The sequence below is a fragment of the Amycolatopsis sp. 195334CR genome (assembly GCF_017309385.1).
GTDB lineage: Bacteria > Actinomycetota > Actinomycetes > Mycobacteriales > Pseudonocardiaceae > Amycolatopsis.
The window spans coordinates 1,797,933-1,816,161 of the sequence record NZ_JAFJMJ010000001.1 but is presented as its reverse complement, the minus strand read 5'-3'; the positions used below and the strand labels follow the sequence as shown (position 1 = coordinate 1,816,161).

The window sequence follows — 18,229 nt, the reverse complement described above, 5'->3', positions numbered from 1 at the left end:
ATGCTGGACGCGCGCTCGGTGGCCGAGACGGTCACCGATCCCGAGTTGCCGATGGTGACGCTGGCCGAGCTGGGCGTGCTGCGTGAGGTGTCCGAAGAGGACGGACGGGTGACGGTGGCGATCACGCCCACCTACACCGGCTGCCCGGCCATGGACACCATGCGCGACGACCTGGAACACGCGTTGCGGCGGGCCGGGTACCGCGAGGTCGAGGTGCGCACCGTGCTGCACCCGGCGTGGACCACCGACTGGATCAGCGAATCCGGCCGCCGCAAGCTCGCCGAAGCGGGCATCGCGCCGCCCGGTGACGCGCCGGTCCGGCCGTCCGGCCCGATCCCGTTGACGCTGAGCGCACCGCGCCTGCTGGTCACCTGCCCGCACTGCGGTTCCGCCGACACCGAGCGCCTGTCGGAGTTCAGCGGCACCGCGTGCAAGGCGCTGAACCGCTGCCGCGCCTGCGCCGAACCCTTCGAGCACTTCAAGGAGATCTGAGTGACGACGACGAAAACCCGCCGGCGCTCGGAGTTCCACTCGCTGCGGGTGGCCGGGGTCGAGCGGTTGTGTGCCGACGCCGTGGCGGTCACCTTCGACGTGCCCGCGGAACTGGCCGAGGAGTACGCCTTCCGGCCGGGGCAGTCGCTGACCCTGCGGCGGATCGTGGACGACCGCGAGGAACGGCGGTCGTACTCGATCTGCGCGGCGGCGGGCGCGAAGCCGCGGATCGGTGTGCGCGAGGTGCCGGGCGGGGTGTTCTCCAGCTGGCTGGTGCACGAGGTGGCCGCCGGGGACACCGTCGAGGTGCTGCCGCCGACCGGGAACTTCACCCCGGACCTGGACCAGGCCGCGCACCACGTGCTGATCGCGGCGGGTTCCGGCATCACGCCCATCCTGTCCATCGTGGCCTCGGTGCTGGCCGACCCGTCGTCCTCGGCGACCCTGCTCTACGGCAACCGCCGCAGCGACACGGTGATGTTCGCCGACGAACTGGCCGATCTGAAGGACCGCTACCGCGAGCGGCTGGAACTGGTGCACGTGCTGTCCAGGGAACCGCGTGAGGCGGAGTTGTTCAGCGGGCGGCTGGACGGGGAGAAGCTGAGCGCGCTGATCGACCGGCTGATGGTGGCCGAGCAGGTGGACCACTGGTGGCTGTGCGGTCCGTACGGCATGGTCACCGACGCGCAGGACGTGCTGGAACGCCGGGGTGTGCCGCGGGAGCGCGTGCACCAGGAGCTGTTCTACGTGGACGACCTGCCGCCGGCGCCGGTCCGGCACCCGGACGCCAGCATCGAGGGGCCCAGCAGCGACGTGACCATCGTGCTGGACGGCCGCGCCACCACCGTGCCGCTGTCCCGCGAGGAGTCCATTCTGGACGGTGCGCAGCGGTTGCGGCCGGACCTGCCGTTCGCCTGCAAGGGCGGGGTGTGCGGCACCTGCCGGGCGAAGGTGACCGACGGGAAGGCCGACATGCGGCGCAACTTCGCCCTCGAACCGTCCGAAGTGGACGCGGGCTTCGTGCTCACCTGCCAGACCTTCCCGGCGGCCGACGCGTTAACCGTGGACTTCGACTCGTGACAGGCTGACCTGGCGCAGCAGCACCGCGACCAGTGCGGCGGCGGCCAGCAGCACACCCGCGCCGATCAGCATGGTCACGCTCATGCCGTCGGTGAACGCTTCGTAGGCGTCGCGCAGGAATCCGGGGGCCAGTCCGGGCGGCAAGTTGGCGGCGACGGCGACCGCGCCGCCGAGCGTGTCGTGCGCGGCCGCCGCGGCCTCCGGCGGCAACCCGGCCGGAACGTCCACAGCGGACCGGTAGACCGCCGCGCCGATCGTGCCCAGCACGGCCATGCCCAGCGCCCCACCGAATTCGGTGCTGGTCTCGGACAGCGCCGAGGCCGCGCCCGCGCGCTCCGGCGGCGCGGTGGCCAGCACCACCTCGGTGGCCAGCACGGTCACGATGCCCACGCCGAGCGTCATCAGCCCACCGCCGGTGAGCAGCAGCGGCAGCCCGCTGTCCGGGGTGGAGAAGCTGAACACCACATACCCCGACGCGCCGATCGCCAGCCCGCCACCCATCAGGTAGGCCGGGCGGACGCGGGTGGCGAGCGTGCCGCCGAGCGCCAGCCCGATGAACATGCCGACCATCGTCGGCAGGGTCCACAGCGCCGCCTCGAGCGGGCTGAACCCGAGCACCGACTGCAGGTACTGGGTGCTGAAGTAGGCCAGGCCCATCATCGCGAACTGGGTCACCGTGGTGGTGCCGATGGCGGTGCTGAACCGGCGGTTGGCGAACAGGCGCAGGTCGATCATCGGATCCTCCTGCGCGCGTTGCCGGTGCACGAAGACCACGCCGACGACCAGTCCGGCGGCCAGCGACGCGGCCGCCTCCCAGCCGCTCGCCCCGGCCGCGAACTCCTTGATGCCGTAGATGATCGGCAGTACCGCGGCCAGCGAGAGACCGGCGCTGACCAGGTCGAACCGGCCCGGCCGCGGATCGGTGAACTCGGGCAGCACCAGCGGCGCGAGCACCAGCAGCAGCACCATCACCGGCACGTTGATCAGGAACACCGAACCCCACCAGAAGTGCTCCAGCAGGAAGCCGCCGACGATCGGGCCGATCATCACGCCGCCGGCGAAGCCGCCGGTCCATATGCCGATCGCGGCCCGGCGCTGATCGGGATCGGTGAACATGTTCCTGATCAAGGCCAATGTGGACGGTGCCAGCGTGGCGCCGGCGACGCCGAGCAGCGCGCGGGCGGTGATCAGCAGTTCGGGGCTGGTGGAGAAGGCGGCGGCGACCGAGGCCAGGCCGAACAGGGCCGCGCCGGAGAGCAGCAGGCGCCGCCTGCCGATCCGGTCGCCGAGCGAGCCCATCGTGATCAGCAGCCCGGCCAGCAGGAAGCCGTAGATGTCGATGATCCACAGCAGTTGGGTGCTGCTCGGCGTCAGGTCCTCGCTGAGGAACGGGATCGCGTAGAGCAGCACGCTCATGTCCATCGACACGAGCAGGCAGGCCAGCACGAGTACGGCTAGGCCGAACCAGTCCTTGCGGCTGGCTTTGGCGGTCATTTCTGGTCCCCTCGGAATACGGTGTACGCGATGCGGTTGCGTACAAGATACGCATGCCGAAATCGGTCAGGCAAGCAGCATTTCCGCTGGTAGATACGTCACGCAGCTGTTTTCGTCACGGTGCTGTGGTATCTTTTCGTCACGAGATTGGGGTGTGCGGAAATGACCTGTGTGGAATGTGGTGAGCCACTGGCGGTGCCCGCGCGCGGTCGTCGGCCGCGGTACTGCTCGCGGTCCTGCCAGGCCAAGGCGTACCGCGCGCGGGTGGCCGCGGGCGCGACGGTGACCAGGGCCGCGCCCGCCGATCCCGAGCGGTCGCTGACCGTCGCGGCGATCGTGCAGGCGGCCATCGACGTGGCCGACGCCGAGGGCGCGGGGGCGTTGTCGATGCGCCGGATCGCCGCGGAACTCGGCGCGGGCACGATGTCGCTCTACCGGTACGTGGCCGACAAGGAGGAACTGCTCCTGCACATGGTCGAAGAGGTGATCGCGCGCGGGTCGGCGCGCACCCCGGAGCTGACCGGCTGGCGGGAGCGGATGACCGCGGTGGCGCGCAACGACTGGGCGCTCTACCAGCGGTACCCGTGGGTGCTGCCGTTCGTCACCAGCCCGCGGACGGTGCTGCTGCAGAACATGTCCAGCGAGGTGGAGTGGGCGCTGGCCTCGTTCGACGGGTACGACCTGACCCCGGTGGAGAAGTTCCAGCTGGTGATGACCGTGACCAACTACACCAGCGGGGTCGGCCTGCTGATGGCCAACGACCTGGAGGCGCGGCGGGCCTCCGGCGTCGAACTCGCCGACTGGTGGGAGAGCACCGGCCGCGACATCTCGCGGGACGTGGTGGCCGACGCGACCCATCCCCAGCTCTCCGCGCTGATGGCGACGCAGCCCGGCGTCGCCGATTTCGGCCAGGCCTTCGAGTTCGGCCTGGCCAGGGTGCTGGACGGGATCGCGGTGCTGATCGAGGGGCGACGCCCACTCCCGGCATGATCGGCGAGGCGGCAGAATCAGCGCATGGATTCTGCGGTGGTGGCACTGGACATCGGCGGGACGGCGATCAAGGCCGCCCTGCTCGACCGTGACCTGGCCGAACTGAAGGTGCTGCGGCAGCCGACGGCGCGGGCGCTCGGCGGGCACACCACCGCGGCGGCGGTCGCCGAGCAGGTGGTGGCGCTGACCGCGGAGCTGACCGGCGGCGGCAAGCCGGCCGGGGTCGGCGTGGTCGTGCCGGGCATCGTCGACGGGGGCGTGGCGCACTACTCGTCCAACCTGAGCTGGCGGGACGTGCCGTTCGAGGCGATCCTCGCCGAACGGCTGGGCGTGCCGGTCGCCTTCGACCACGACGTGCGCGCGGGCGGGCTCGCCGAGGCGACCGTCGGCGCCGCGCGCGGGGTGGCCAACTCCGCGTTCCTCCCGGTGGGCACCGGGATCGCGGTGGCGATCATGATCGACGGCAAGCCGTACGCGTCGGGGGGTTACGCGGGGGAGATCGGGCACGCCGACGTCGGGCACGGGGTGCCGTGCGCGTGCGGGGCGGTCGGATGCCTGGAGGCGGTCGCGTCGGCTTCGGCGATCGGGCGGCGGTTCGCCGAACGGACCGGGCGGCCCGACGAAGGCGCGCGTGGTGTGGTCGACGCGGCGCGAGCCGGTGACCCGGATGCGAAGGCGGTCTTCGACGAGGCGGTGGACGCGCTCGCGCGCGGACTCCGGTTGCTCACCACGGTGCTCGCGCCGGAGGTGGTGGTGCTCGGGGGCGGGTTGTTCAGCGCGGGGGAGTTCCTGGTCGATCCGGTGCGCGAGGCGCTGACGGGGTACCTGACCTTCCAGCGGGCGCCGGAACTGCGGATGGCCGAACTCGGGGATCGCGCCGGTTGCCTCGGCGCGGGGCTGCTCGCCTGGCAGGTGACGGATGCCGCTGGTATCGGCGCGTGAAATCCTGCGGCCGGGGCGGGTCGCGTTCGACGTCATCCAGCTGGAGCAGCTGAGCGCGGTGATCGACGGGGCGCAGGCGGTGCGCTCGCCGGTGCTGCTGCAGATCAGCCGGGCCGCGGTGCGGTACCACGGCGCGCTGGCCCCGATCGCGGCCGCGGCGCTGGCCGCGGCGAAGTCGGCGACCGTGCCGGTGGCGCTGCACTTCGACCACGTGGACTCGTTGTCGCGGATGACCGAGGTGGTCGAACTGGGCTTCGGTTCGGTGTTGTTCCGGGTGTCCACTTCGGACTTGGCGGTGACCCGGGAGGTGGTGGAGTACTGCCACCGCAACGGGGTCTGGGTGGAGGCTGGGCTCGGCGGCCGGGTCGACCCGGTGAACGCCGGCGAGTTCGCGGCGGCCACCGGGGTGGACACGCTGGCCGTCGGCGCGCGGGACGGCCAGCCCGACCTGGACCTGATTTCCCGGCTGCGCCAGCGAACCGGGGTTCCACTGGCGCTGGCCGACTGTCCGGTGGGGACGGACGAGGAGCTGGCCGCCGCGGTGCGCGCCGGGGTGATGCGCCTGACCTGCGCCGACCTGGTGCGGCGGGTGTTCGCGGACGGGGTGATGGAGTACCGGCACCGGAACCCGTCGATGCACGACCCCTGTGCCTACCTGGCCGCCGGACGGGACCGGCTGGCCGCCGAAGTCAGCCGGATCCTGGAACTCCACGGCGCCTGACCGATGCGGTGAATGTGGCTTTCACAGCGAAATCCGCAGTGAAAGCCACATTCACCGCACTCGCTAGGAGCAGACGGCACCCTGGGCGGCCGAGCCGACCAGGCGCGCGTACTTCCCGAGCACCCCGGTTCGGTGCCCCACCGGTGGCGTCCAGCCTTCCTGCCGTCGCGCGAGTTCGTCCGGGGCCACGACCACGTCCAGCGTGCGCGTGGTCAGGTCCAGCACGATCGGGTCCCCGTCGGCGACGAACGCGATCGGCCCGCCGTGCGCCGCCTCCGGTGCCACGTGCCCGACGCACAAACCCGTGGTACCACCGGAAAACCGGCCATCGGTGAGCAGCAGGACGTCCTTGCCCAGCCCGGCGCCCTTGATCGCGCCGGTCACCGCGAGCATCTCCCGCATGCCCGGCCCGCCACGCGGCCCCTCGTACCGGATCACCACCACGTCACCGGGTTGCAGCGTCGGCAGCGCGTCCATCGCGGCCTGCTCGCCGTCGAAAACCCTTGCGGTGCCTTCGAAACGCGTCGAGTCGAAGCCCGCGCTCTTCACCACCGCGCCCTCCGGGGCGAGGCTGCCGTGCAGGATGGTGAGCCCGCCGGTCGGGTGGATCGGGTCGGACAGCTTGCGCACCACCTCGCCGTCCAACTCCGGCGGCGCCAGTTCGGCCAGGTTCTCGGCCAGCGTCTTCCCGGTCACGGTCAGGCAGTCACCGTGCAGCAGATCCGCGTCCAGCAGCGCCTTCATCACCACCGGCACCCCGCCGACCCGGTCCACCGCGGTCATCACGTGCCGCCCGAACGGTTTCACGTCGGCCAGGTGCGGGACCCGGTCGCCGATCCGGGTGAAGTCGTCCAGGGTCAGCTCGACCTCGGCCTCGTGCGCGATGGCCAGCAGGTGCAGCACCGCGTTCGTCGACCCGCCCAGTGCCATCACCACGGCGATCGCGTTCTCGAAGGCCTCGCGCGTGAGGATCTGCCGCGCGGTGATCCCCGCGCCGAGCAAGCCGACCACGGCCTCACCGCTCTCGCGCGCGAACCGGTCGCGGCGGCGGTCCACCGACGGCGGGCTCGCCGAACCCGGCAGCGACATGCCCAGCGCCTCGGCCGCGCACGCCATCGTGTTCGCCGTGTACATGCCACCGCACGCGCCCTCACCGGGGCAGATCGCGCGCTCGATCTTGTCGACCTCCTCCCGGGAGATCAGCCCGCGCGCACACGCGCCGACCGCCTCGAAGGCGTCGATGATGGTGACCTCGCGGCCGTCCACCGTGCCGGGCAGGATCGACCCCGCGTAGAGGAACACCGAGGCCACGTCGAGCCGGGCGGCGGCCATCAGCATGCCCGGCAGGCTCTTGTCGCACCCGGCCAGCAGCACCGAGCCGTCCAGCCGCTCGGCCTGCATCACCGTCTCCACCGAATCGGCGATCACCTCGCGGGACACCAGCGAGAAGTGCATTCCCTCGTGCCCCATGGAGATCCCGTCGGACACCGAGATGGTGCCGAACTCCATCGGGAAGCCACCGCCGGCGTGCACGCCCTGCTTGCTCGCCTGCGCCAGCCGTTGCAGGGAGAGGTTGCACGGGGTGATCTCGTTCCACGAGGACGCGATGCCGATCTGCGGTTTCGCGAAGTCCTCGTCCCCCATGCCGACGGCACGCAACATGCCGCGCGCGGCCGCTCGTTCCATTCCGTCGGTGACGTCCCGGCTGCGTGGTTTCAGGTCGGCCATCGCCCCATTCTGTCCGCCACCCCGGCGGTTCGCGAGTCCTTGTGTGTGATCAGCCCCGGTGGCGGGTATCCCGATCACAGGTTGAGTTTGTGCCCGGGCGCTTACTCGGCCGAGGCCCCGCAGGTTGTGCAGTCCAGCTTGCGGGGCCGCGCCTTGACATCGCAAATGCCTCGTCGGCTATATTGCCCGGGTGGCAACTACGTTCGAAGTGCTGGCCGAGCCCCGGCGCCGCGAGATCCTCGACCTGCTCCGCGCCGGGGAACGCCCGGTCGGGGACCTGGTCGACCGGCTGACGCTCACCCAGCCCACGGTGTCGAAGCATCTGAAGGTGCTGCGCGAGGCGGGTCTCGTCGAAGTGCGCCAGGACGCGCAGCGGCGGTGGTACCGGCTGTGCCCCGAGCCGCTCGCCGAGATCGACGCCTGGCTCGCGCCCTACCGCGCGTTGTGGGAGTCGCGCCTCGACGCGCTCGAACGACACCTGGACACCATGGAGGACCCGTCGTGAAATCCGAACTGAACACCGTCGAGGGCAAGCCCGTGCTGCGGTTCGAACGCACGCTCCGGCACTCGCCCGCGAAAGTCTGGCGCGCGATCAGCGAACCCGCCGAAATGGCGCACTGGTTCCCGGCGCTGATCACCGCCGAACCCAAGCCGGGCGCGAAGATGGAATTCGCCTTCGAAGGTGAGGAAGAAACGACTTACGGTGAGGTGCTCGAATACGACCCACCGAAGGTCCACGCCTTCCGCTGGAACTCCGACGTGCTCCGGTTCGAGCTTTTGCCCGCGGAAGCCGGTTGCGTGCTGGTTTTCACGCACACCGTCGACGCCGGGGCGCGGTTCACCGCGGCGCGTACCGCGGCGGGCTGGGACGTGTGCCTCGCGGCGATGGTGGCGCGGCTCGACGGGCGCACCGAGGAACCGCTCGACCACCGCCCGCTCATGCAGTCCTACCTGCGGGAATTCGAACTGGCGCGGGGCGAGGAGACCGAGGACGGGGTGCGCTTCGTGCTCGACGTGGTGTGGCGCCCGTTCGACACCGTGTGGGCCGCGCTCAGCGGGGGGAAAACGGTTGAAATCGGGCAGGAGCCGCCGTTACCGTTCACCATCGGCCCGGTGCCCGCCGGACAGGTCGTGGCGGTGGACGCGCCGCGGGACCTGACCTACCGGTGGCGGCACGACGGGGAGAACGCCGGGCTGGTGCGCTGGCGCCTCGTCCACGACCCCGAACTCGCCACCTACGTGGAGCTGACCCAGACAATTCCGGCGAAATTGTCGGGGGTGCGCGCTACCGTCCTTGCCGCCTGGCAGGAACGGCTCGAGCAGTTGTTCGCCGACCTGCTGCGTGGAACTTCATGATCGATTTCGGCGCTCTACCCGATGGGGGTTCGATGGATTTGGCGATCGAGGCCAACGGCCTGGTGAAGACGTTCGGCAAGACGAGAGCGGTGGACGGGGTCGACCTGGCCGTGCCCGAGGGCCGGGTCTACGGCTTCCTCGGGCCGAACGGCGCGGGCAAGACCACCACCATCCGCATGCTCGCCACCCTGCTCAAACCGGACGGCGGCACGGCGCGGGTGTTCGGGCACGACCTGGCCACCGAGGCGGACGCGGTCCGCAGGCGGGTCAGCCTGACCGGTCAGTTCGCCTCGGTCGACGAGGACCTGTCCGGGCTGGAGAACCTGGTGCTGCTGGCCAGGTTGCTCGGGTTCTCCCGGCCGGGGGCGAAGAAGCGGGCGGGCGAGCTGCTCGAGGCGTTCGGGCTGGAGGAGGCCGCCGAGCGGCTGGTGAAGACGTACTCCGGCGGCATGCGGCGGCGGATCGACATCGCCGCGAGCATCGTCATCGCGCCGGACCTGATGTTCCTCGACGAGCCGACCACCGGGCTCGACCCGCGCAGCCGCAACCAGGTGTGGGACATCGTGCGCGCGCTGGTCGCCGGTGGCACCACGGTGCTGCTGACCACGCAGTACCTGGAGGAGGCCGACCAGCTGGCCGACCGGATCGCGGTGATCGACCGCGGCAAGATCATCGCCGAGGGCACTTCGGGGCAGCTCAAGGCCTCGGTCGGCACCGGCGCGCTGCACGTCCGCGTGAGCGAACCGGAAATGCGCGAGGAAGCGGGCCGGGTGCTCGGGCGGGTGCTCGACGTGCCGGTCGAGCTGGATTCCGACCCGGTGGCGCTGACCGTGCGCGTGCCCGACCCGGACAAGGTGGCCGCGGCGCTGGCCGAACTGCCCGCCGCCGGGGTGCGGGTGGCCGCCTACTCGCTCGGGCAGCCGAGCCTGGACGAGGTGTTCCTGGCGCTGACCGGGCACACCGCCGAAGAAGCCGAGGACGAGCTCGAGGGGAGCGTGGCATGACCACGACGTCCGCGCAGGCCACCAGTTCCCAGGTGGTCGACGACGCACTGCTCAAGGCGCTGGCGACCCGCGAGCGGCCGCCGAAGCCGAGCGCGCTGTCCACCTCGTTCACCTTCGGCTGGCGTGCGTTGCTGAAGATCAAGCACGTGCCGGACCAGTTGTTCGACGTGACCGCGTTCCCGATCATGATGACGCTGATGTTCACCTACCTGTTCGGTGGTGCGCTGGCCGGGTCGACCGAGAACTACCTGCAGTTCTTCCTGCCGGGCATCCTGGTGCAGAGCGTCGTGATGATCACCATGTACACCGGGATCGGGATCAACGAGGACATCTCGAAGGGCATCTTCGACCGGTTCCGCTCGCTGCCGATCTGGCGGCCGTCGGTGATCGTCGGTGCCCTGTTCGGGGACGCCGTCCGGTACCTGCTCGGGGCCACCATCACCATTCTTCTGGGGCTGCTGCTGGGTTTCCGGCCGGACGGCGGGTTTGTCGGCGTGGTCGCCGCGGTGGCCATGCTGCTGGTGTTCTCGTTCAGCCTGTCGTGGGTGTGGACGATGTTCGGGCTGAAGCTGTCCACGTCGAAGTCGGTGATGGGCTGGAGCATGATGGTGCTGATGCCGTTGACCTTCGGCAGCAATATCTACGTCGACCCGGCCACCATGCCGTCCTGGCTGCGCGCGGTGGTCGAGGTGAACCCGGTGACGCACCTGGTCAGCTCGGTGCGCGGCCTGATGCACGGCACGGTCGCCGGCTCGGACCTGCTGTGGGTGTTCGGCTCGTGTGCGGTGCTGATCGCCATCTTCGGCCCGATCACCATGCGCCTCTACGGCCGCCAACGCTGAACCCCCCACCCCGGTTTTTCAGTGTGACTACGGCGAAGACCCCGATGTCAAGGCGGGAAAGATGCCTTGACATCGGGGTCTTCGCCGTGTTTTGGCTTTGGACCGGGATGGGGAAGGGGGAGTCTGGGTGGTGTCCTGGTTTGGGCGCCCGGCTCGCTGACCGGGAGCGTCCCCGGCCCTTGTGCCAGGCCCATTCGGCCGCCTACTCTCGGCGCTAGAGCGATCTATCAAATCTGGGAGGCGGCCATGGATGTCCGGCACGAACGCGGGTTCCGGATCCTGCGCTGGGTCCTGCTGGGGAGCCTGCTCACCACGGGCCTGCACTACGCGCACAACACCATCCGCGCCGAGGACTACCCGCCGGTCGAAGGGATGAGCCTCCTGGCCACACGCATCTTCGTCGGCGCCGGGTGGTTCCTCTTCGCGGCCTTCGCCCTGCTCGCGTTCGTCGCCTACCAGCGACGCCGGTACTGGGCGGCGAACGCCTACCTGCTGGTCTTCTCGCTCTCGGGGCTGGCGAGCCTGGGCCACTTCCTCTTCGGCGTGCCCGACATCCCGGCCTTCTGGTTCGCCACGATCTTCACCGACCTGCTCTCTTCGCTGGTCGTGTGGGCCTTCGTCGTCTGGGTAGCGGTCGGCATCCGCACCGAGGCCGCGGCTCGCGCGGAGGCGCTCAGCGCCTAGGAGTTGTGCGTCCGAAGGGTGCGCATGGCGTCGGCCAGTGAGGTCGACGCCTCCGTGCCGAGCGGGGCCAGCACGATCTTCCGCAGGATCTCGGCACAGGCCCGGCGTGCTTCCAGCGCCACCGAAAGGCCGTGGTCGGTGAGCACCGCGTAGGTGACCCGCCGGTCGTCCGGGGAGGGGACGCGGCAGATCAGGTCGGCCGCCACCAGGCGGTCGGCCACCTTCGTGAACCCGCCGCTGGACAACGCCGCCTCACCGGCCAGCCGGGTCATCGGCATCCGGTTCTCCGGGGAACGCACCAGCCGCAGCAGGATGTCGAACGAGGCGGGCGCCAGGCCGAAGCGCTCGGCGATCTCGCCCATCAACTTGTTCTGCGTGGCCAGGTAGCCCTCGATCACCAGGCCCCACCAGGTCACGATCTCGTCGTCGTCGGTACTCGGATCCGGTCGCGTCACGGGCGCCAGTGTACCCCAGATCTCTCGCCGGAATATATCTTGCGCGCGAGAGGTTTACCGGTTAGCTTGAGTGCACCCCCGCTTCCCGAGGAGTAGCGATGTCCATCAAGACCAGCGGCCTCCACCACGTGACCGCCATCGGCGGAGACCCCCAGCGCAACGCCGACTTCTACCTCCGCACCCTCGGCCTGCGGCTGGTGAAGACCACGGTCAACTTCGACGACCCCGGCACCTACCACCTCTACTACGGCGACCAGTCCGGCAAGCCCGGCACGCTGATGACCTTCTTCCCGTGGAAGGACGCGCCCGGCGGACGGCACGGCACCGGCCAGGCGACCACCACCTCGTTCTCCGTGCCGGAGAACTCGATCGGCTGGTGGAGGCAGCACCTGGAGGGCACCGGCCTGCGGACCAGCCGGGTGACCAACCGCGACAACGAGGACGTGCTGACCTTCGCCGACCCGGACGGGCTCAAGCTCGCGCTGGTCGCGCACCCGCAGGGCGACCCCCGCGACCCGTGGGACACCCCGCTGGTGCCCGCCGAGCACGCCATCCGCGGCCTGCACTCGGTCACCCTCTCGGTGTCCAAAGAGGACGCGACCGCGGAGATGCTGACCGACGGCATCGGCCTGAGCTTCACCGAGCAGGACGGCAACCGGTTCCGCTTCGCCGCCGGTGACGGTGGCCCGGGTGCGCTGGTCGACGTGCTGGTCACGCCGGACGCGCCGCGCGGCCTGGTCGCCTCCGGCACGGTGCACCACGTCGCCTGGCGGGTGCCCGACGAGCAGACCCAGGTGGCCTGGCGCGAGGAACTGGTCGACCGCGGGGTCAACGTCACCTCGATCCTGGACCGCCAGTACTTCCGCTCGATCTACTTCCGCGAGCCGGGCGGCACGCTGCTGGAGATGGCCACCGATGAGCCCGGCTTCTCGATCGACGAGCCGCTGCTGGAGCTGGGCCGCGCGCTCAAGCTGCCGCCGTGGCTGGAGCCGACCCGCGACCAGATCGAGGCCGCGCTGCCGAAGCTGGAACTGCCCGCGGAAAACGACATGGAGCGGAAATGACCGACCTCCAGTTCGAGCACAAGTTCGTCGAAGGCGACCCGTCGGCGCCCGTGCTGCTCCTGCTGCACGGCACCGGCGGCGGGCCCGAGGACCTGGTCGGCCTCGCCGGGGAGCTGAACCCGGACGCGACGCTGCTCGCGCCGGCCGGTCCGGTGTCCGAGCACGGCGCCGCGCGGTGGTTCCGCCGCCTGCGCGAGGGCGTGTTCGACACCCAGGACGTGCTCTTCCGGGCCAACCAGCTCGCCGACTTCGTGCTCGAGGCGCGGGAGCTGTACGGCCTCGGTGACCGGCGCCTGGTCGCGGTCGGCTTCTCGAACGGCGCCAACATCGCGGGCGCGACGGCGTTGCTGCGGCCGGACGCGCTGACCGAGGCGATGCTGTTCGCCGCGATGTCGCCGGTGCCGGACCCGCCGAAGCGGGAACTGCGCGGCACCCGCGTCTTCCTGTCCAACGGCGAGCGCGACCCGATGGCGCCGCTGGCCTCGACCGAGCAGTACGTGGACTTCCTGCGCGAACGCTCCGCCGAGGTCACCGAGCACCGGCACGCGGGCGGGCACCAGATCACCCTCGACGGGCTGGCCGCCGCGAAGGCCTGGCTCGTGGTGTGATGGAGGCAACGGGCGTCCGTTCGGACCAACGAACCTACTGAAAAGTAGTATCCGGGGCGTCACGAGGGGAGAGCGCGTCGTGGGAGCTCCGGAGAACTTCGCCGAGCGGGCGGGCAAGCTGGCGAGCATCGCCGCCCGCGCCGGTTACACGCTCGGCAAGCGCCTGCCCGGCGCCGACGCCGCCGAGCGCGGGCTGCGCTCGCTCGAACGGCTCGCGCTGACCGAGTTGCGCAAGCGGCTCGAAGAGGTCGACGACCCGTACCTCGCCGCGCTGAGCGCCGCGTCCGCGATGAACGTCGGCAACGGGCGGCACATCCAGCCCCCGCTGACCGGCGAGATCCGCGGCACGGTGGTGGTGATGCCGTCCTCGGAGACCATCGAACCGCTGCGCGCGGCGATGGCCGAGCTGCTGAACCGGTCCATCGGCTTCGGCCGCGAGCGCGCCCGCGAGTACCTGTACGCGATCATCCTGCGCCAGCTCACCCCGGACGAGGCACGCATCCTCTCCGCGCTGGCCGACGGCGCGCCGTTCCCGCTGATCGACGTCACCGAGCGCAACGGCCTCGGCGGCACCGGGCGGGTGGTGCTGCGCAACGCGTCCACCGTGGGCAAGGCGGCCGGGGTGACCTTGCTCGACCACGTGCCCAGCTACGTCACCCGGCTGCTCGGCCTCGGCCTGGCCGAACTGGACGAGGAGGTGCCGGAACTGGAGACGCAGTACGAGATCCTGATGACCGACGACGCGGTGCGCGCCGCGGAGAACTCGGTCAAACGGGTGAAGTTCGTTCGCCGGACCGTGCACATCTCGCGGCTCGGCAAGGAATTCTGGGCGGCCTGCGATCCGGCGCGAAGCTGATCATTGTCCCAGGTGGACCCCCGTGTGATCATGAGCCATGAGCGGCATCGTTGACGACTTCGCGCGGAACTGGCCGCTCTACTGCTCCATCCCGCTGATCGCCGCGCTGATCGGGTACACCACCAAGCTGGTGGCCATCCGGATGATGTTCCAGCCGGTGGAATTCGTTGGCATCAAACCGTTCCTGGGCTGGCAGGGGGTGGTGCCCAAGCGTGCGGCCCGGATGGCGGGCATCGCCTGCGACACGATGACCCAGCAGCTGATCAAGCCAAGGGACGTGCTCAACCGGCTCGATCCCGAGCGCATCGCCAAGGAGATCGAGAAACCGCTGCTGGCCGGGGTCGAGGAGATCGTCCGCGAGGTCGCCGCCGAGTACCAGCCCGGACTGTGGGAATCGCTGCCGACGCGGGTGCAGCGGCTGGTGATCACCCGCGTGCAGGCCGAGTCGCCGCGGATGGTCGCGTCCATCATGGACGGGGTCAAGGAGGACGTGGACAGCGTCTTCGACCTCAAGGACATGGTGGTCACCAGCCTGGTCAAGGACAAGCGGCTGCTCAACCGGATCTTCCAGGAGGCAGGCGACAAGGAGTTCAAGTTCATCGCCCGCTCCGGCATCTTCTTCGGCGGGGCGATCGGCGTGGTCCAGATGGTGGTCTGGATCCTGTTCAAGGCCCCGCTGATCATGCCGCTGTTCGGCCTGTTCACCGGGTGGTTCACCGACTGGCTGGCGTTGAAGATGATCTTCCGGCCGCAGCAGCCGAAGCGCTACCTCGGCCTGTTCGAGTGGCAGGGCCTGTTCCTCAAGCGCCGCGCCGAGGTGTCCGAGGCCTACGGCGCGCTGATCGCCAAGGAGATCATCACCCCGCACAACGTGATCGAGGCGGTGCTGCGCGGACCCGCCTCGGACAAGGTACTGGCGCTGGTCCAGCGGCAGGTCGACGCCGAGCTGGCCAAGCACACCAGCCTGGCCAGGCCGCTGGTGGTGATGGCCGTCGGCAGCAAGCGCTACCAGTCGATGAAGCTGCGGATCTCCGAGCTGATCATGGCGCGGCTGCCGGAGACGATGACCTACATCGAGGACTACGCCGAAGACGCGATGGACATCCGGAACCTGCTGGTCACCAAGATGAAGGAACTGCCGCCCGCCGAGTTCGAGGGCCTGCTCCGGCCGGCCTTCCAGCAGGACGAATGGATCCTGATCGCCACCGGCGCGCTGCTCGGGTTCGCCGTCGGTGAGGCGCAGGTTCTGCTGCTGGAGCACTTCGCCGCCTGATACCTTTTCCGCATGTCGAACTCCAGTTCGGGAGAAATGGCGGAATCGGTGGCCCGGTACTGGCCGGAAACCCGGGCGGGCGACGAGCTGACGCTGCTCTGGGGCTTCCTCGACTTCCTGCGCGCGACGGCGGTCAACAAGGTCGCCGGGCTGAGCCGGGCCGAGGCCGCGGGCTGCCCGTTCCCGGCGTCGCCGGAGATGAACGCGCTCGGCGTCCTCCGCCACCTGACCGCGGTCGAGCGGTGGTGGCTGACCATCGTCGGTGGCGGCAGCGACCGGCCAGACCTCTGGGGCGACACCGGCGACCACGACTACCTGTTCCGCCTGGGCAGGACGGGGACGCCGGCCGAGCTGGTGGCCGCCTACCAGGAGGAATGGCGGATCTCGCGCGAGGCGCTGGCCGGTTTGACCGCTGATGACGCGGTGCGACGACCGGGCGAGGACAAGACCGTTCGGTGGGTGCTCACCCACCTGATCCAGGAGACCGCGAGGCACGTCGGGCACCTCGACGTGCTGCGGGAGTTCGCCGATGGCGAGGTCGGGGAGTAGGCTCCTCCGGCTGGGAAAAGTACCGGAGTACCCAACGTATGCTTAGGCCAAACGTGCACTTTGGGATGCATCTGGTGAGCGTGACCACTACCGTGTCCGAAGTGAGACCGCTTCGTCACGAAGCGGTATCGATTGGCTGCGGCATTATAGGCGACGGAATCGGCCGATCCTACGTTACTGTTGCCATACTCACAGGGTTTTCTGTGTCTGCCCTGGTAGGGCACCTGCACTAGTTCGTTCGGGCTGAGCCCCCTTTGCGATTCTGTTAAGTTCGTTTGACATGTCCGGAAAGCACTTGATCGAATCCCCGACCAAGGCAGATGGTGCCGCGCTCTGGCGAATCGCGCGCGATTCCCAGAAGCTCGATCTGAACTCGGCCTACGCCTATCTGCTGTGGTGCCGCGATTTCGCCGACACCTCGGTGGTCGCGCGTTCCGACGGCGCGGCGGTGGGCTTCGTGATCGGCTACCGCAAGCCGTCCGAACCCGAGGCGGCACTGGTCTGGCAGGTCGCCGTCGACGCGTCCCAACGCGGAAAAGGGCTGGCCGGAGCGTTGCTCGACGCCCTGTTCGACCGGTTGGTCGGCCAGGGCGTTCGCTACCTCGAGACCACCATCACCCCGGACAACCAGGCTTCCATCAAGCTCTTCGAGTCCTTCGCGAAGCGCTGGGAAGCCGATCTGGAAAGCGCTGAACTCTTCGGTTCCGCCGATTTCCCGGATGACGACGGCGCGCACGAACCCGAGCACCTTTATCGAATCGGGCCGTTGGCGCGCAGGTAATTCGCACATAACCACGGGGCAACTCCACAGGGACGGACGGAACTGGCGATGAACATGGAAATCTTTTCGAAACTCGAATCCGAGGTCCGCAGTTACAGCCGCGGCTGGCCGGTGGTCTTCGACCGGGCGCAGGGCAGCATGCTCTACGACGAGACCGGCAAGGGCTACCTCGACTTCTTCGCCGGCGCGGGCGCGCTGAACTACGGCCACAACAACCCGGCGCTCAAGCAGGCGCTGATCGACTACATCGCGCGCGACGGCGTGACCCACGCGCTGGACATGTTCACCGTGGCCAAGCGCGACTTCCTGGAGACGCTGCAGGAGAAGATCCTCGGTCCGCGCGAGCTGGACTACAAGGTGGTCTTCCCCGGTCCCGGTGGCGCGAACGCCGTCGAAGCCGCGCTCAAGCTGGCCCGCAAGGTGACCGGCAAGGAGTCGGTCATCAACTTCACCAACGCCTTCCACGGCATGACGCTGGGCGCGCTGTCGGTCACCGGCAACTCGATGAAGCGCGGGGGCGCCGGTGTGCCGCTGGTGCACGCCACCCCGATGCCGTACGACAAGTACTTCGACGGCGCCTACCCCGACTTCCTGTACTTCGAGCGGCTGCTCGAGGACTCCGGCAGCGGGCTGAACGAACCCGCCGCGGTGATCGTCGAGGCGCTGCAGGGCGAGGGCGGCATCAACGCGGCCCGGCTGGAGTGGCTCAAGGGCCTGTCCGACCTGTGCCAGCGGCACAACATCCTGCTCATCCTCGACGACGTGCAGATGGGCTGCGGCCGCACCGGCCCCTTCTTCAGCTTCGAGGACGCCGGCATCAAGCCGGACATCGTCTGCCTGTCGAAGTCGATCGGCGGCTACGGCCTGCCGCTGGCGCTGACGCTGATCAAGCCGGAGCTGGACGTGTGGGAGCCGGGTGAGCACAACGGCACCTTCCGCGGCATCAACCCGGCGTTCGTCACCGCCGCCGAGGCGCTGCGCGTGTACTGGAGCGACGACAAGCTCGAGCAGTCCACCCGCGCCAAGGGCGAGCGCATCGCCTCGGTCTTCGAGGAGATCGTGCAGGCGTACCCCGAGGCCGGGCTGGTCGCGAAGGGCCGCGGCCTGGCCCGCGGCATCGAGTTCGCCAGCGGCGAGCTGGCCGGTTCGGTGTGCGGGGAGGCCTTCGACCGTGGTCTGCTGATGGAGACCTCCGGCCCGGACGGCGAGGTGATGAAGCTGCTGCCCGCGCTGACCATCAACGACGCCGAGCTGGACCAGGGCCTGGAGATCATCGGCGAGTCCGTTCGCGCCGTGCTGACCAAGTAGGA

General features: G+C 69.6%; 20 protein-coding genes. 17 read left to right on the top strand and 3 right to left on the bottom strand.

The genetic code is table 11. The features are described 5' to 3' along the window. Both paaD and paaE read left to right on the top strand, forming a co-directional pair. Window positions 1–492, top strand: a complete 492-nt coding sequence (paaD, locus tag JYK18_RS08850) for a 1,2-phenylacetyl-CoA epoxidase subunit PaaD (protein WP_206804114.1) — start codon at window positions 1–3, stop codon at window positions 490–492. Further along, window positions 493–1,572, top strand: coding sequence for a 1,2-phenylacetyl-CoA epoxidase subunit PaaE (paaE, locus tag JYK18_RS08845; RefSeq protein ID WP_206801628.1), 1,080 nt, complete (start codon window positions 493–495; stop codon window positions 1,570–1,572). Here the strand turns inward: paaE and JYK18_RS08840 are convergent. Then, the gene (locus JYK18_RS08840; RefSeq protein WP_206801627.1) at window positions 1,549–3,066 is read right to left on the bottom strand and encodes an MFS transporter; all 1,518 of its coding nucleotides are present in this window, start codon (window positions 3,064–3,066) and stop codon (window positions 1,549–1,551) included. The two genes, paaE and JYK18_RS08840, sit on opposite strands and share 24 nt — an antisense overlap. 162 nt (window positions 3,067–3,228) lie before the next feature. On the opposite strand from JYK18_RS08840, the gene JYK18_RS08835 reads away from it, so the two are divergent. The 3 genes from JYK18_RS08835 to JYK18_RS08825 are packed head-to-tail and all read left to right on the top strand — an operon-like array spanning window position 3,229 to window position 5,719. Next, entirely contained in the window at window positions 3,229–4,056 is an 828-nt protein-coding gene (locus JYK18_RS08835; RefSeq protein ID WP_206801626.1) for a TetR/AcrR family transcriptional regulator, read from the top strand. A gap of 24 nt (window positions 4,057–4,080) precedes the next feature. Beyond that, entirely contained in the window at window positions 4,081–4,998 is a 918-nt protein-coding gene (locus JYK18_RS08830; RefSeq protein ID WP_206801625.1) for an ROK family protein, read from the top strand. Then, the gene (locus JYK18_RS08825; RefSeq protein WP_206801624.1) at window positions 4,976–5,719 is read left to right on the top strand and encodes a class II fructose-bisphosphate aldolase; all 744 of its coding nucleotides are present in this window, start codon (window positions 4,976–4,978) and stop codon (window positions 5,717–5,719) included. Before JYK18_RS08830 ends, JYK18_RS08825 begins: the two co-directional genes overlap by 23 nt. 63 nt (window positions 5,720–5,782) lie before the next feature. On the opposite strand, the gene ilvD is transcribed toward JYK18_RS08825, so the two are convergent. Further along, entirely contained in the window at window positions 5,783–7,447 is a 1,665-nt protein-coding gene (ilvD, locus tag JYK18_RS08820) for a dihydroxy-acid dehydratase (protein ID WP_206801623.1), read from the bottom strand. A gap of 190 nt (window positions 7,448–7,637) precedes the next feature. Here ilvD and JYK18_RS08815 point away from each other — a divergent pair, with 190 nt between their 5' ends. The 5 genes from JYK18_RS08815 (at window position 7,638) to JYK18_RS08795 (ending at window position 11,333) form a co-directional block, all read left to right on the top strand. Beyond that, window positions 7,638–7,952: a helix-turn-helix transcriptional regulator gene (locus JYK18_RS08815; RefSeq protein WP_206801622.1), complete on the top strand. Its 315-nt coding sequence runs from the start codon at window positions 7,638–7,640 to the stop codon at window positions 7,950–7,952. Further along, window positions 7,949–8,803 carry an SRPBCC domain-containing protein gene (locus JYK18_RS08810; RefSeq protein WP_206801621.1) on the top strand — a complete coding sequence of 285 codons (855 nt, stop codon included), beginning with the start codon at window positions 7,949–7,951 and terminating at the stop codon, window positions 8,801–8,803. The genes JYK18_RS08815 and JYK18_RS08810 overlap by 4 nt, the downstream gene beginning before the upstream one ends. Before the next feature lie 32 nt (window positions 8,804–8,835). Then, entirely contained in the window at window positions 8,836–9,807 is a 972-nt protein-coding gene (locus JYK18_RS08805; RefSeq protein ID WP_206801620.1) for an ATP-binding cassette domain-containing protein, read from the top strand. Continuing rightward, window positions 9,804–10,649 (top strand): ABC transporter permease, encoded by an 846-nt coding sequence (locus tag JYK18_RS08800; protein ID WP_206801619.1) that lies wholly within the window; start codon window positions 9,804–9,806, stop codon window positions 10,647–10,649. The genes JYK18_RS08805 and JYK18_RS08800 overlap by 4 nt, the downstream gene beginning before the upstream one ends. A gap of 246 nt (window positions 10,650–10,895) precedes the next feature. Beyond that, the gene (locus JYK18_RS08795; RefSeq protein ID WP_206801618.1) at window positions 10,896–11,333 is read left to right on the top strand and encodes a hypothetical protein; all 438 of its coding nucleotides are present in this window, start codon (window positions 10,896–10,898) and stop codon (window positions 11,331–11,333) included. On the opposite strand, the gene JYK18_RS08790 is transcribed toward JYK18_RS08795, so the two are convergent. Continuing rightward, the gene (locus JYK18_RS08790) at window positions 11,330–11,788 is read right to left on the bottom strand and encodes a MarR family winged helix-turn-helix transcriptional regulator (RefSeq protein ID WP_206801617.1); all 459 of its coding nucleotides are present in this window, start codon (window positions 11,786–11,788) and stop codon (window positions 11,330–11,332) included. The two genes, JYK18_RS08795 and JYK18_RS08790, sit on opposite strands and share 4 nt — an antisense overlap. Window positions 11,789–11,886: 98 nt before the next feature. On the opposite strand from JYK18_RS08790, the gene JYK18_RS08785 reads away from it, so the two are divergent. The 7 genes from JYK18_RS08785 to ectB all read left to right on the top strand — a co-directional run bounded on the left by JYK18_RS08785 (window position 11,887) and on the right by ectB (window position 18,227). After that, entirely contained in the window at window positions 11,887–12,852 is a 966-nt protein-coding gene (locus tag JYK18_RS08785) for a ring-cleaving dioxygenase (protein WP_206801616.1), read from the top strand. Continuing rightward, window positions 12,849–13,460: an alpha/beta hydrolase gene (locus JYK18_RS08780; protein WP_206801615.1), complete on the top strand. Its 612-nt coding sequence runs from the start codon at window positions 12,849–12,851 to the stop codon at window positions 13,458–13,460. The genes JYK18_RS08785 and JYK18_RS08780 overlap by 4 nt, the downstream gene beginning before the upstream one ends. Window positions 13,461–13,539: 79 nt before the next feature. Then, entirely contained in the window at window positions 13,540–14,316 is a 777-nt protein-coding gene (locus JYK18_RS08775; RefSeq protein WP_307795830.1) for an Abi-alpha family protein, read from the top strand. 37 nt (window positions 14,317–14,353) lie between these two features. After that, the gene (locus tag JYK18_RS08770) at window positions 14,354–15,589 is read left to right on the top strand and encodes a DUF445 domain-containing protein (protein WP_206801614.1); all 1,236 of its coding nucleotides are present in this window, start codon (window positions 14,354–14,356) and stop codon (window positions 15,587–15,589) included. 12 nt (window positions 15,590–15,601) lie between these two features. Then, window positions 15,602–16,138, top strand: a complete 537-nt coding sequence (locus JYK18_RS08765; protein WP_206801613.1) for a DinB family protein — start codon at window positions 15,602–15,604, stop codon at window positions 16,136–16,138. A gap of 280 nt (window positions 16,139–16,418) precedes the next feature. Continuing rightward, a complete protein-coding gene (ectA, locus tag JYK18_RS08760) occupies window positions 16,419–16,919 on the top strand; it encodes a diaminobutyrate acetyltransferase (protein WP_206801612.1) in 501 nt (166 codons plus the stop codon). A 54-nt stretch (window positions 16,920–16,973) separates the two neighbouring features. Beyond that, window positions 16,974–18,227 carry a diaminobutyrate--2-oxoglutarate transaminase gene (gene ectB / locus JYK18_RS08755; RefSeq protein ID WP_206804112.1) on the top strand — a complete coding sequence of 418 codons (1,254 nt, stop codon included), beginning with the start codon at window positions 16,974–16,976 and terminating at the stop codon, window positions 18,225–18,227. The last annotated feature ends 2 nt before the right edge of the window (window positions 18,228–18,229 follow it).